We start from the raw sequence: 13,062 nt of genomic DNA on the forward strand, positions 1-13,062 counted from the left end.
GGGTGGATCCGTCGCGCGCCGTTCGCGGGCGCCGGGCGGGCGCTGATAAGCGGTGGGGGATGCAGCTCACCTCCCCGCGCCTGCGCGCCGCCCTGCTGGCCGCGGCCTCCCTCACCCTCGTCGCCGCCGTCGTGCCCCCGCCCAGGGCGCTCGGCATCGGCGACGTGCTCTTCCCCGAGCTGGGGAACCCCGGCTACGACGTGCTCTCGTACGACCTGTCCTTCGCGTACAAGGACAACCGCACCCCCCTCGACGCGGTCACCGTCATCGACGCGCGCAGCCTCACCCGGCTCGAAACCGTCAACCTCGACTTCACCCACGGGAAGGTGGCCTCCGCCGAGGTCAACGGGGAACCCGCCGGCTTCGCGAGCATCGGCGAGGACCTCGTCCTGACCCCCGCCCGGCCGGTGGAGCCGGACCTGCCCCTCCACATCACCGTCCGGCACACGAGCGACCCGCGCGGCCGCGGAGACGGCGGCTGGGTGGTCACCGACGACGGGCTGGCCATGGCGAACCAGGCCGACGCCGCCCACCGGGTCTTCCCCTGCAACGACCACCCCGCCGACAAGGCCTACTTCACCTTCCGGGTGACTGCCCCGACCGGGACGACGGCCGTGGCCAACGGGGTGCCGGGCGCGCTCCCGGCCCGCCGGGCGGGCGCCGGGACCACGTGGACGTACCGGACCCTGCACCCGATGGCCACCGAGCTCGCCCAGGTCTCGATCGGAGACTCGGCCGTGGTCCACCGCACCGGGCCGCACGGACTGCCGCTGCGCGACGTGGTCCCCGCGGCGGACCGGGAACGGCTGGAGCCGTGGCTGAAGAAGACCGCCGGGCACGTCGCGTGGATGGAGGCGCGGGTCGGCCGCTACCCCTTCGAGAACTACGGGGTGCTGATCGCGAAGGCCCGTACCGGCTTCGAGCTGGAGACGCAGACCCTGTCGCTCTTCGAGAGCGCGCTGTTCGCGGGCAGCGGCGGCTACCCCGAGTGGTACGTGGAGTCCGTGATGGTCCACGAGCTGGCCCACCAGTGGTTCGGCGACAGCGTGAGCCCGCGCACCTGGTCCGACCTGTGGCTCAACGAGGGCCACGCCACCTGGTACGAGGCCCTGTACGCGGACGGCCTCGGCAAGTACTCCCTGGAGCGGCGGATGCGCGAGGCCTACCAGCGCTCCGACCAGTGGCGGGCGGCCGGCGGCCCCCCGGCCGCGCCCAAGCCGGCGCCCCCGGGCGAGAAGATCGGGCTGTTCCGGCCGGCGGTCTACGACGGCGCCGCGCTGATCCTGTACGCGCTGCGGCAGGAGATCGGGGCCAAGGCCTTCGACCGGGTGGAGCGGCGCTGGGTCTCCGAGCACCGGGACGCGGTCGCGGGTACGGAGGACTTCGTCCGGCTGGCCTCCGAGGAGGCGGGCCGGGACCTGCGGGCGTTCCTGGAGCCCTGGCTGTACGGGAAGAAGACCCCGGCCATGCCGGGCCACCCGGAGTGGAGCGCTGCGAAAAGCGTGTGACGCGTACGGAAGGGGCATGCCACCATCGACGAGGCCGTTCGGCGACCGGGCAACCGGCGGGGCGCCGCCGGGGAATCTCCGCAGTCCGGGGAATCTCGGGGGAGTGTCACACGTTGGACGTGACAGTGTTATGTCACGCGCGGGAGTAGCTTTGGCCTTGGCTCCGCTTCGCCTGTCGCGGACGCATTCGAAATCGACGTAAGGATCCAATGACCTCCTCTTCTTCCCCTTCCCAGGACGCGCGGGACGACGCACAGGGTGCGCCGGACCCGCAGAGCTTCACCGAGAGCCTTCGGGCCGACGCCCTGATGGAAGAGGACGTCGCCTGGAGCCACGAGATCGACGGAGACCGGGACGGCGAGCAGTACGAGCGCTCCGAGCGCGCGGCCCTGCGCCGTGTGGCCGGCCTCTCCACCGAGCTCGAGGACGTCACCGAGGTCGAGTACCGCCAGCTCCGCCTGGAGCGGGTCGTCCTCGTCGGCGTGTGGACCTCCGGCACGGTGCAGGACGCGGACAACTCCCTCGCGGAGCTCGCCGCCCTCGCCGAGACGGCGGGCGCACTCGTACTCGACGGCGTGATCCAGCGCCGCGACAAGCCCGACCCGGCCACCTTCATCGGTTCCGGCAAGGCGCGCGAACTGCGCGACATCGTGATGGAGAGCGGCGCCGACACCGTCGTCTGCGACGGTGAGCTCAGCCCCGGCCAGCTCATCGCCCTCGAAGACGTCGTCAAGGTGAAGGTGGTCGACCGGACCGCCCTCATCCTCGACATCTTCGCCCAGCACGCCAAGTCCCGGGAGGGCAAGGCGCAGGTCGCGCTCGCGCAGATGCAGTACATGCTGCCGCGACTGCGCGGCTGGGGTGCCTCGCTGTCCCGGCAGATGGGTGGCGGCGGCGGTGGCGGCATGGCCACGCGCGGTCCCGGTGAGACCAAGATCGAGACCGACCGGCGCCGGATCCGCGAGAAGATGGCGAAGATGCGCCGGGAGATCGCGGAGATGAAGACCGGCCGCGACATCAAGCGGCAGGAACGGCGCCGCAACAAGGTGCCCTCGGTCGCCATCGCCGGGTACACCAACGCAGGCAAGTCCTCGCTGCTCAACCGCCTCACGGGCGCGGGCGTCCTGGTGGAGAACGCCCTGTTCGCCACCCTCGACCCGACCGTGCGCCGGGCCGAGACCCCGTCCGGCCGGATCTACACCCTGGCCGACACGGTCGGCTTCGTCCGGCACCTGCCCCACCACTTGGTCGAGGCGTTCCGCTCCACGATGGAGGAGGTCGGTGACTCCGACCTCATCCTGCACATCGTGGACGGCTCGCACCCGGCGCCGGAGGAGCAGCTGGCGGCGGTCCGCGAGGTCATCCGCGAGGTCGGCGCCGTCAAGGTGCCCGAGATCGTGGTGATCAACAAGGCGGACGCGGCCGATCCGCTGGTGCTCCAGCGCCTGCTGCGGATCGAGAAGCGCTCCATCGCCGTCTCGGCGCGCACGGGTCAGGGCATCGAGGAACTCCTCGCGCTCATCGACTCCGAGCTGCCGCGGCCGGCGATCGAGATCGAGGCCGTGGTGCCCTACACGCGCGGCGGGCTCGTCGCCCGGGCGCACGCCGAGGGCGAGGTGATCTCCGAGGAGCACACGGCGGAGGGCACCCTGCTCAAGGCGCGGGTGCACGCGGAACTGGCGTCGGAGCTGGCTCCGTACGTGCTCGCGAAGCACTGACGAGTGGCTGAATGACTGAGGGCCCCCGCTTTCGCGGGGGCCCTCAGTCATGCGGTGCGTGCGGTGCTCGTGGCTACTTGAACTTGCCGCTCACGGCGTCAAAGACGCCCTTCGCCTCCGGACCCAGCCGGGGACCGGCCAGCCAGCCCGCCTTGGCGGGGCCGATGGAGGTGTTCGACACCAGTGCGGGCTTGCCGTCGGCACCCGCCGCGACCCAGCCGCCGCCCGAGGAACCGCCGGTCATCGTGCAGCCGATGCGGTACATCGTGGGGTCGGTCGTGTTCAGCGACAGCCGGCCCGGCTTGTCGGCGCACTGGAAGGTCTTCTGCCCGTCGAACGGAGCCGCCGCCGGGTAGCCGGTGGCCGTCATCTTCTCGATCTTGGGCGCCGCCGGGGCGTTGAACTCCACGGGGAGCGCCGTACCGACCGTCTCCTCCAGCGACTTGCCGCCGCCCTTCTCCGGGGTCACGTGCAGCACCGCGAAGTCGTACGGGGCACCCGCGCCGCCGGTCGGGCCGCCGGTCGCGATCCACTGGTCGGAGGTCTGTGCCCAGTCGCTCCACCACACGCCGTACGGGGCCACTTCCTCGCGCGGCGCACCCTTGAGCGCGGCCGCGGACTTGCCCTTGTTGTTGTACGACGGGACGAAGGCGATGTTGCGGTACCAGCCGCCGGACTTGCCCGCGTGCACGCAGTGGCCGGCCGTCCAGACCATGTTGGACTTGCCGGGGTGCGCCGGGTCCTTGACCACGGTCGCCGAGCAGACCATCGAACCCTCGGGGCCGTCGAAGAAGACCTTGCCGGAGGCGGGGACGCTGTCGTGGTAGGGCGTGGCCGCGGCCTTGGCGGCCACCGGAGCCGGGGTCGGGTCGGTGACGCCCTGGTCCTTGCCCGCATCGGGGTCGACGGCGGGGGGCTGCGGAGTCTTGGCCGCGTCGCGCATCCGGTCCGGGTTCCAGAGGTCCTCGATGATCGGGTTGATGTAGTCGCCCGCCTCGCGGAGCCAGTCCTCCTTCTTCCAGTTCTTCCACTCACCCCCCTTCCACTTCTCCAGGTCGATGCCGTGCTCCTTGAGCTTGTCCTTCAGCCCGTCGGGGATCTTCACCCCGTCCAGGCTGGTGGGAAGGCTCACCGCCACGGTCGGCTTGGCGTCGGTCTCACCGTCGCCGGGCCCGCACGCCGCGGCGGTCAGCGCGAGCGCGGCCGAGCACAGGATCGCGGTGACCGGTCGGATCGGTCGCATGTCGTGAATCCCCCTGGATGGTTCTTGGTTCGGGACGGTGCCTGGGTTGGCGGGCGCCTGGGTTGCAGCACCCCACTATGCCGCTGCCGTGGGGGACGGCACAGCCCGGGGCACTGGTTCCCCGGGGGCCGGACGAGGATCCGGGCCGGACGAGGATCCGGGCCCGGTAAGGATCTTGACCCCGGACGAGGATCCCGGGCCGGACAAGGATCTTGGGTCCGCCCGTGATCCGTCGCCTCCATCGTCGTTGGTACGTACGGGGGATGGGGGAGCAGCGTGGGTGTTCGAAGCGCACCCCGGAAGAGCAACCGTGCGGGAGGAGCGACACTCGTGCCTTTGACGGCGTGGACGGGCGAGGAGGCCGCGGTCGGGGCGCAGGTCCCGGTGCGGGCGAACGGGGTTCCGGAGGAAGGGCAGTTCGGGGAGGGGATCCTGCGCAGGCAGGCGCAACGCGAGTCCGCGGCGCGGACGTACGCGCGCTCCCTGCCCATCGTGCCCGTGCGCGCACGGGGTTTGACCATCGAGGGGGCGGACGGACGCCGCTACCTCGACTGCCTCTCCGGCGCCGGAACCCTGGCCCTCGGCCACAACCACCCGGTGGTGCTCGAAGCCGTCCGCGGGGTCCTCGACTCGGGGGCCCCGCTGCACGTCCTGGACCTCGCGACCCCGGTCAAGGACGCCTTCACCACCGAACTGTTCGCCAACCTGCCGGCGGAGCTGGCCGCGGACGCCCGCATCCAGTTCTGCGGCCCGGCCGGGACGGACGCGGTGGAGGCCGCGCTCACCCTCGTCCGCACCGCGACCGGCCGGTCGGGGCTGCTCGCCTTCACCGGGGCCTACCACGGCATGACCGCGGGGGCGCTGGCCGCCTCCGGCGGGGCCGCGGACGTACGGGTGACCCGGCTGCCGTATCCGCAGGACCACCGCTGCCCGTTCGGGGTCGGCGGGGCCGAGGGGGCGGAACTGTCGGTCCGCTGGACGCGGAGCCTGCTGGACGACCCCAAGAGCGGGGTGCCCGTGCCCGCCGGGATGATCGTCGAACCCGTCCAGGGAGAGGGCGGGGTGCACCCCGCCCCCGACGCCTGGCTGCGCAGGATGCGGGAGATCACGGCGGAGCGGGGGATCCCGCTGATCGCCGACGAGGTCCAGACCGGGGTCGGGCGCACCGGGGCCTTCTGGGGGGTCGACCACGCGGGGGTCGTCCCCGACGTGATGGTGCTCTCCAAAGCCATCGGGGGCAGCCTGCCGCTCGCGGTGATCGTGTACCGGGCGGAGCTGGACCAGTGGGCCCCCGGCGCCCACGCCGGCACCTTCCGCGGCAACCAGCTCGCCATGGCGGCGGGCACCGCGACGCTGGCCTACGTCAGGGAGAACGGCCTCGCGGAGCGTGCCCAGCTGCTGGGCGCGCGCATGCTCACCGCCCTGCGCGGCCTGATCCCGGCCCACCCGTGCGTGGCGGACGTACGGGGCCGCGGGCTGATGATCGGCGTCGAACTGGCCGACCCCGACACCGGGGAAGCCTCGCCCGACCTCGCCGTGGCGGTCCGTCGGGCCTGCCTGGACCGCGGCCTCATCGTCGAGCTCGGCGGCCGCCACTCCAGCGTCGTCCGCCTCCTCCCGCCCCTCACCCTGACCGACGAACAGGCCGCGGCCGTCCTCGACCGCCTCGCCGACGCCATCCCCGCCGCCACCCGCCGCTAAGGACCCCCATGCCCGACCCCCTCCACCCCGCGCCCCTTCCCTCCACCCCTCCACAACCCACCCCGTCCCCCCCGACCCCACCCCCGGCAGCCGCAGCCCCCGCGACGCCATCCCCCACAAGGCCGGACCCTGCCCCTCCTGCGACGCCATCCCGCGCAGCGCCGGGCCCCGCCTCCCCGTCGGCCGCGCTGCCCGCGGGGCAGGGCCCCGGCCTCCCGTCAGCACCCCTGCAGGCAGCGCCGATCCCCGCTTTCCTGCCGGCCGCCCCGCCGGTGCCGCCGTCCGAAGGTGCGGACGCTGTGGTCCCCCCGACCGCTCCCACGACACCGCCACCGTCAGAGTCGGGCTCCGCCTTCTCTTCGAAGGCCCCGGCGGTGCCGCGGTCCGCAGGGCCGGGCGTGACCGTCCTGACGGGCACCGCGCCGACCCCGCCCGCCGCAGGGCCGGGCGCCGTCCTCCCGTTGACCGTCCCGCCGGTGCCGCCGTCCGATGGGTCGGCCATCTCGGCGACCCCGTCGTCCGCAGCGGCGGGCCAGGCCGTCGCGTCGGCCACCGCGACGACACTGTCGCCAGCAGGGTCGGGCCTCGCTTTGCCGTCGGGCATCCCTGTGATGTCGCCGTCCGAAGGGTCGGGCTCCCCCTTGTCGTCGGCCGCCCCCGCGGTGCCGCCGCCGGCAGGCTCGGGCCCCACAATCACCCGGGCCAATCCCGCGGCGTCGCGGTCCGAAGGGCCGGGCTCCGCCTTCCCGTCGGCCGCCCCGGCGGCGCCGCCTCTCGGCGGGTTGGGCACCACTGCAATCCCCACGCCCACTTCGGCAGTGCCGCCGTCCGCAGCTTCGGGCTCTGACGTTCCCCCGGGCACTCGGACGGAGTCCCCGGCACAGACCGAGGCCCCGCTCAACCCCTGGGTGCCCACCCTCAACCCGCCCCTTTCCGCGCGGCCACCGGCCGGCCCCGCACACTCGTCGCAGACTCCGACCGCTGCCACTCCGTCCCCGACCCTCGCCACTGCGCTGGGGCCCCCACACCCCCCGGCCGAGTCGGCCCCGTCGTCGCCGCCCGCCGCTGCGCCAGGGCACCCGCTCGCTCCGGCTGAGCCCGCTCCGCCGATGCCGATGGACGCCGAGCCGCTGGCGTCACCGGGCTCCCCGGAGGCCTCCGTACCTGTGCTGCCGGCTTCCCCGCTCCCTCCGACCGGCTCGGTGCCGATCGCCCCGGCGTCTGACGACGCGCCACGTTCCCTGTTCGCTCCGGGTGAGCCCGTTCCCCCGTCGCAGGTGGCAACCGATTCGCCGCTGCCGCCGGACTCTTCGCCCGACCCCGGGGCCCAGCTGTCGGCGCATGCTCAACCGCCGCAGCCGGCGCCAGCGCCCGCCGCTCCCGCGGCGATGTCGGTATCGGCGCTGGGTACGCCGCCCAGCGCAGGGGGCGGTCCGGAAGCACCGGCCTCTCCTCCTGTCCTCCGGTACGGGCACATGCCCCCGAGGCCCCTCCCCGTCGACCCCTCACCGCAGCCGGCCCCGAAGGAGGCCGAACCCTTCTCGGTGGCATCCGCCCTCCCGCCCACGGCACCCTCACGGTTCGCCCCCGATGCGAATGCTGCGGCCGAGCACCGGCTCGCGCCGCTTCCGCCCATCCCCACCGGGCTTCCACAACCGCAGGCCCCCGCCGCCGGCGCCCGGCCCGTTGCCGATTGCCCTCCGGCGCCCTCCCACGGCGGCACATCCGCTACGGCCCTGCCGTCGGCCCCGACCCCCGGCGCCGAGCCCGAACCGCCTGCGGACGGCGGTCCCGCAACCCCCGCACCGGCGGAACGTTCTCCCCGGCCTGAACCGTCCCTCCCGCCCACCGCGTGGCCGCCACTGCTCGCGCCGGCCGCCGGCCGCCACCAGGCCGCGGCCGAACCGCCCGTGCTGGGTGGAACCTGGGGCAGTGCGCCGTCGGGCGTGGCAGCGCTGCCCGCTTCCGGTGCCGGTACGGCAGGCCCGGCACAGGGGTGGCCCGCGGTGGAGGTCCGGGGAGCTGCGGCCGTGTCCGGCTCGACGGGCGAACCGGCGCCGTCCGGCGCGGGGCGTTCGGACGAGCCGTCCTCGGGGGGACAGGGCCATGCCGTGTCCCAGGGGCCTACGTCGGCGGCACCGGAGGCCACCGGTACGCCCTGCGCCGCCCAGGACTCGGTGGCGGGGGAGCCGGCCGTGGCGTCGGCGCCGCCGGGCGACGGCTTCGCCGGTTCGGCCGGTGCGTTCCCCGGCATGCCGGCCGCGGGCATGCCCTGGCCGGCGGCCGAGTCGCAGCCACCCGCCGCGGTGCCGCGCCAGAAGGACGGCTCCGTCCGCCCCCGCGCTGGAGCGGCCGACCCGCTGGACCACCCCGACCCCGGGGTCGCTGCCGAGGCCGCCTCGGTGGAGAACCTGCTGCGCTGCTGGGTCCGCGAGACCGGACTCGACCAGCCCGCCGGCTCCGTCCTGCGCATCCCCTTCCCCGCATCGGGCGCCGCCCTGCTCGTCGCCGTCCGCTACTGGTCCGCGGCAGGCTGGCACCGCTTCGGCCCGGCCCGCATCGAAGGCGTCCCCGCCGACGCCCCCGCCGTGGACGCTGTCACCCTCGCGGCGCTGATCTCCCGCGAAGGCGACCCCACCCCGGGAAGCTCCGGCCCGGGCAGCGCCGCCCCCAGCGACTGCGCCCCCGGCGGCGCCGAGCTCGTCGGCCGGGTCGCCGACTCGGTGCGCCGGACCGCCGAGTTCATCACCGACCGCCGCAGGCACCCGGCCGCACCCGCCCCCATCGCCGCGGACCGGTTCCTCACCGCCGAACAGTCCCTCCTGCTCGGCCACCCGCTGCACCCGACCCCGAAGAGCCGTGAGGGGCTCTCCGAAGCCGAAGTCCGCCGCTATTCACCCGAACTGCACGGCTCCTTCCCCCTGCACTGGGTGGCGGTCGCACCCGCCGTGCTCGCCACCGACTCCGCCTGGACCGAACGCGGCCGTCCGGTCTCCGCCCCCCGGCTCCTGGGCCGCCTCGCCCCCGGGCTCCCGGTGCCCGACGGTGCCATCCCCCTTCCCCTTCACCCCTGGCAGGCCGCCGACCTGCTCCAACGCCCCGCGGTCGCCGCCCTCCGCGACGCGGGACTCCTCCACGACCTGGGCCCGTACGGCGCCCCCTGGTACCCGACCTCCTCCATTCGCACCGTCCACCAGCCCGGCGCCCCCGCGATGCTCAAGCTCTCCCTGGGCCTGCGCATCACCAACTCCCGCCGCGAGAACCTCCGCAAGGAACTGCACCGCGGCATCGAGGTGCACCGGCTGCTCCGTACCGGACTCGCCGAGCGCTGGCAGGCCGATCACCCCGGCTTCGACATCGTCCGCGATCCCGCGTGGGTCGCCGTCGACACCCCGGACGGCGCACCCGTCCCCGGGCTCGACGTCCTGCTCCGGCACAACCCCTTCCAGCCGGGCGACGACGCCCTCTGTGTCGCCGCGCTCACCGCACCCCGCCCGTGGCCCGGGCGGACCACCATGAGTTCCCGGCTCGCGGAGACCGTCTCGCACCTCGCCGCCACCACCGGGCGGACGACCTCCGCCGTCGCCGCCGAGTGGTTCCTGCGCTACCTCGAACACGTGGTCCTGCCGGTCCTCGCCTTCGACGCGCTCGCCGGCATCGCCCTCGAAGCGCACCAGCAGAACACGCTGGTCCTCCTCGACCCGGCCGGCTGGCCGGTCGGCGGCCGCTACCGCGACAACCAGGGCTACTACTTCCGCGCCTCCCGCCGCGCAGAACTGGAGCGCCGGCTCCCCGGAATCGGCGCCACCAGCGACACCTTCGTCTCCGACGCCGTCACCGACGAACGCTTCGCCTACTACCTCGGCATCAACAACGTGCTCGGTCTCATCGGGGCCTTCGGATCCCAGCGGCTCGCCGACGAGCGCGTCCTGCTGGCCGCCTTCCGCCGTTTCCTCGGCAAGGCCAGGGACCTCGGCCCGCTCCCCGAGAGGCTGCTCCACTCGCCCACCTTGCGCTGCAAGGCGAATCTGCTCACCCGCCTCGGAGGCCTGGACGAGCTCGTCGGCCCCGTCGACACCCAGTCCGTCTACGTCACCATCGCCAACCCCCTTCACGATTGACGCGTCAGCACCGAAACGGAGAAGAGCTCCCGATGCCCTCCACCGACTTCCACACCGGCCTGCTCCTCGCCGATGTGCTCCCCACCGATGTGCTGGGCACCGAGGGGTTCCTCACCGTCAAGCCGCGCCTCAGCGCCGAGTCGCTGCCCCGGCTCGCCGAAGCCGATCTGCTCGACTCTCCGGCGGCCTGGGGCGCCGTCACGACGCAGTACGGGGTCTTCCGCCTCGAACCCGTACGGCTCGACCGCGACCTGGAACTGCTCACCGGCTGGATGAACGACCCGCAGGTGGACGCCTACTGGGAACTCGCCGGCCCGGCCGCCCTGACCGCCGCCCACGTCTGGGCCCAGCTGGACGGGGACAGCCGCAGCATCCCGTGCCTCGGCCTCCTCGACGGCACGCCGATGAGCTACTGGGAGATCTACCGGGCCGACCTCGACCCGCTCTCCGGGTACTACCCGGCGCGTCCCCACGACACGGGTATCCACCTGCTCATCGGAGACGGTACGAATCGCGGCCGAGGTCTGGGCACCGCGCTCCTGCGTGCCGTCGCCGACCTGGTGCTCGACAACCGCCCCCGCTGCATGCGCGTCGTCGCCGAACCGGACATCCGCAACACCCCCTCCGTATCAGCCTTCCTGAACTCCGGCTTCCGCTGCCCCACCGAGATCGAACTGCCCGGCAAGAGAGCCGCCCTGATGATCCGCGAGCGGGCGCTGCGCAATCTCCTCTGAGCGCCGCCCCGCTTTCCCCTGCCCCCGCCTCCCTCTGTCCCGCCCCGTCCTTTCCGTACATTCCTTCATTTCCCGTACCTCTCACACCTGAAACACTGCGTCACGCAGCAAAACCCCCGACCTCGAGGAGTCCCGTGCAGAATTTCTCCGCAGCCCCCGACTCCCCAGGCCCCCACTTCCCGGACACCGTGCCCCCGTCGCCCCAGCACCCGTGCACACCGCCCGAACTGAACCGTCCGACCTGGGACGCCGCCTCCCGTCGCCTGCTCGCCAAGATGCTCGGCGAGTTCGCGTACGAGGAGATCATCACCCCGGTCCCCGCCCCGGCCGCCTCCGGCGACGCCTGGACGCTGACCCTCGACGACGGCAGCAGCCTCGGCTTCCGGGCCCGCCGTCGCGCGTACGGCAGCTGGCACGTCACCCCCGACACGATCACCCTCACCCCGATACCCGCCGCCCCCGGGTCACCGACCGCCCCCGGGTCACCCACCGCCTTCGGTGACCCGTACGCCTTCCTCATCCGCGCCCGCACGCTCCTCGGCCTCGACGGCGCCACCCTCGGCCACCTCGTCCGCGAGCTCAGCGCCACGCTCGCGGCCGACGCCCGCCTCGACCACACCGCGCTCACCGCGGACGTCCTCGCCGACCTCGACTACGCGGCCCTCGAAGGCCACCAGACCGGTCACCCCTGGCTCGTCCTCAACAAGGGGCGGATCGGACTCTCCGCCTCCGACACCGCCGCCTGGGCCCCCGAGGCGCGCACCGCCCAGCGGCTGCCCTGGCTCGCCGCCCACACCTCCCTCGCGCACTACCGGGGCACCGCCGGTCTGGAAGACCCCGCCCGCCTCTACTCCGCCGAGCTCGACCCCGTCACCCGCGCCCGCTTCGACCGGACCCTGCGCGACCGCGGCCTCGACCCGCTCGGCTACCTCTACCTCCCCGTCCACCCCTGGCAGTGGGACGAGGTCGTCCTCCCCCTCTTCGCCCCGGCCCTCGCCGCCGGCACCCTGGTCCCGCTCCCCGCCGACCCGGACCTCCGACTTCCCCAGCAGTCGATCCGCACCTTCCTCAACCTCACCCGCCCCGACCGCCACAGCGTCAAACTGCCGCTCTCCGTCCTCAACACCATGGTCTGGCGCGGCCTGCCCTCGGACCTGGCCCTCGCGGCGCCCGCCGTCACCGCCTGGATCCACTCCCTGCGCGACGGCGACCCCTTCCTCCGCGAGGAATGCGGAGTGATCCTGCTCGGCGAGGTCGCCTCCGTCACGGTCCGCCACCCCGTCTACGACGCGCTCCCCGAAGTCCCGTACCAATACAAGGAACTCCTCGGCGCGATCTGGCGCGAGCCGCTGGCCGGACACCTCGCCCCCGGCGAGCGCGCCCGCACCCTCTCCTCGCTCCTGCACACCGATCCCCGAGGCCGGTCCTTCACCGCCGAGCTCGTCGCCCGCTCCGGTCTGACCCCCACGGTCTGGCTCCAGCGCCTCTTCGCCGCACTGCTGCCCCCGCTGCTCCGCTTCCTTTACCGCTACGGCACCGTCTTCTCCCCGCACGGCGAGAACACCGTCGTGATCTTCGACGAGCACGACGTCCCGGTCCGGCTCGCGGTCAAGGACTTCGTCGACGACGTCAACATCTGCGCGCAGCCGCTGCCCGAGCTGGCGGCCATGCCCGAGGAGGTCCGCGCGGTCCTGCTCACCGAGCCGGCGGACTTCCTGCCCCAGTTCATCCACTCGGGGCTCTTCGTCGGCGTCTTCCGCTACCTCTCCGCGCTCTGCGAGGACCAGCTCGGGGTTCCGGAGGAGACGTTCTGGTCCCTCGTAAGGGCGGAGATCCTGCGCCACCAGGCCCGCTTCCCGGAGCTCAAGGAGCGCTACGAACTCTTCGAGCTCCTCGGTGAACGCATCGTGAGGCTCTGCCTGAACAGGAACCGCCTCTATGAGGACGGCTACCGCGACCGGCCCGACCGCCCGCACGCCGTGCGCCACGGCACCGTGCCGAACCCCCTTCGCCGGTCATGAGCGCTCGCCGGTGCGG

The 13,062-nt window shown here is 73.6% G+C and carries 7 protein-coding genes; 6 read left to right on the forward strand and 1 reads right to left on the reverse strand.

Features of this window, described 5'->3' with window-relative positions; all coding sequences use genetic code 11:
- Positions 1–59 precede the first annotated feature (59 nt).
- Positions 60–1,508 carry a M1 family metallopeptidase gene (locus tag NLX94_RS29400; RefSeq protein WP_254386140.1) on the forward strand — a complete coding sequence of 483 codons (1,449 nt, stop codon included), beginning with the start codon at positions 60–62 and terminating at the stop codon, positions 1,506–1,508.
- Positions 1,509–1,717: 209 nt separating this feature from the next.
- Positions 1,718–3,226: a GTPase HflX gene (gene hflX, locus NLX94_RS29405; protein WP_254386141.1), complete on the forward strand. Its 1,509-nt coding sequence runs from the start codon at positions 1,718–1,720 to the stop codon at positions 3,224–3,226.
- Positions 3,227–3,299: 73 nt separating this feature from the next.
- Here the strand turns inward: hflX and NLX94_RS29410 are convergent, their stop codons facing one another.
- Positions 3,300–4,469 (reverse strand): serine protease, encoded by a 1,170-nt coding sequence (locus NLX94_RS29410; protein WP_254386142.1) that lies wholly within the window; start codon positions 4,467–4,469, stop codon positions 3,300–3,302.
- 384 nt (positions 4,470–4,853) lie between these two features.
- Between NLX94_RS29410 and NLX94_RS29415 the strand changes: the two genes are divergently transcribed.
- The 4 genes from NLX94_RS29415 (at position 4,854) to NLX94_RS29430 (ending at position 13,046) form a co-directional block, all read left to right on the forward strand.
- On the forward strand, positions 4,854–6,170 hold the full coding sequence (locus NLX94_RS29415; protein ID WP_254386254.1) for a diaminobutyrate--2-oxoglutarate transaminase family protein: 1,317 nt from the start codon (positions 4,854–4,856) through the stop codon (positions 6,168–6,170).
- Positions 6,171–8,422: 2,252 nt separating this feature from the next.
- Entirely contained in the window at positions 8,423–10,291 is a 1,869-nt protein-coding gene (locus tag NLX94_RS29420; RefSeq protein ID WP_254386255.1) for an IucA/IucC family siderophore biosynthesis protein, read from the forward strand.
- A 32-nt stretch (positions 10,292–10,323) separates the two neighbouring features.
- Entirely contained in the window at positions 10,324–11,025 is a 702-nt protein-coding gene (locus NLX94_RS29425) for a GNAT family N-acetyltransferase (protein WP_254386143.1), read from the forward strand.
- 134 nt (positions 11,026–11,159) lie between these two features.
- Positions 11,160–13,046, forward strand: a complete 1,887-nt coding sequence (locus NLX94_RS29430) for an IucA/IucC family siderophore biosynthesis protein (protein ID WP_374684044.1) — start codon at positions 11,160–11,162, stop codon at positions 13,044–13,046.
- Positions 13,047–13,062: the final 16 nt, after the last annotated feature.

The sequence above is a fragment of the Streptomyces sp. TBY4 genome (assembly GCF_024213195.1).
Classification (GTDB): Bacteria; Actinomycetota; Actinomycetes; order Streptomycetales; family Streptomycetaceae; genus Streptomyces.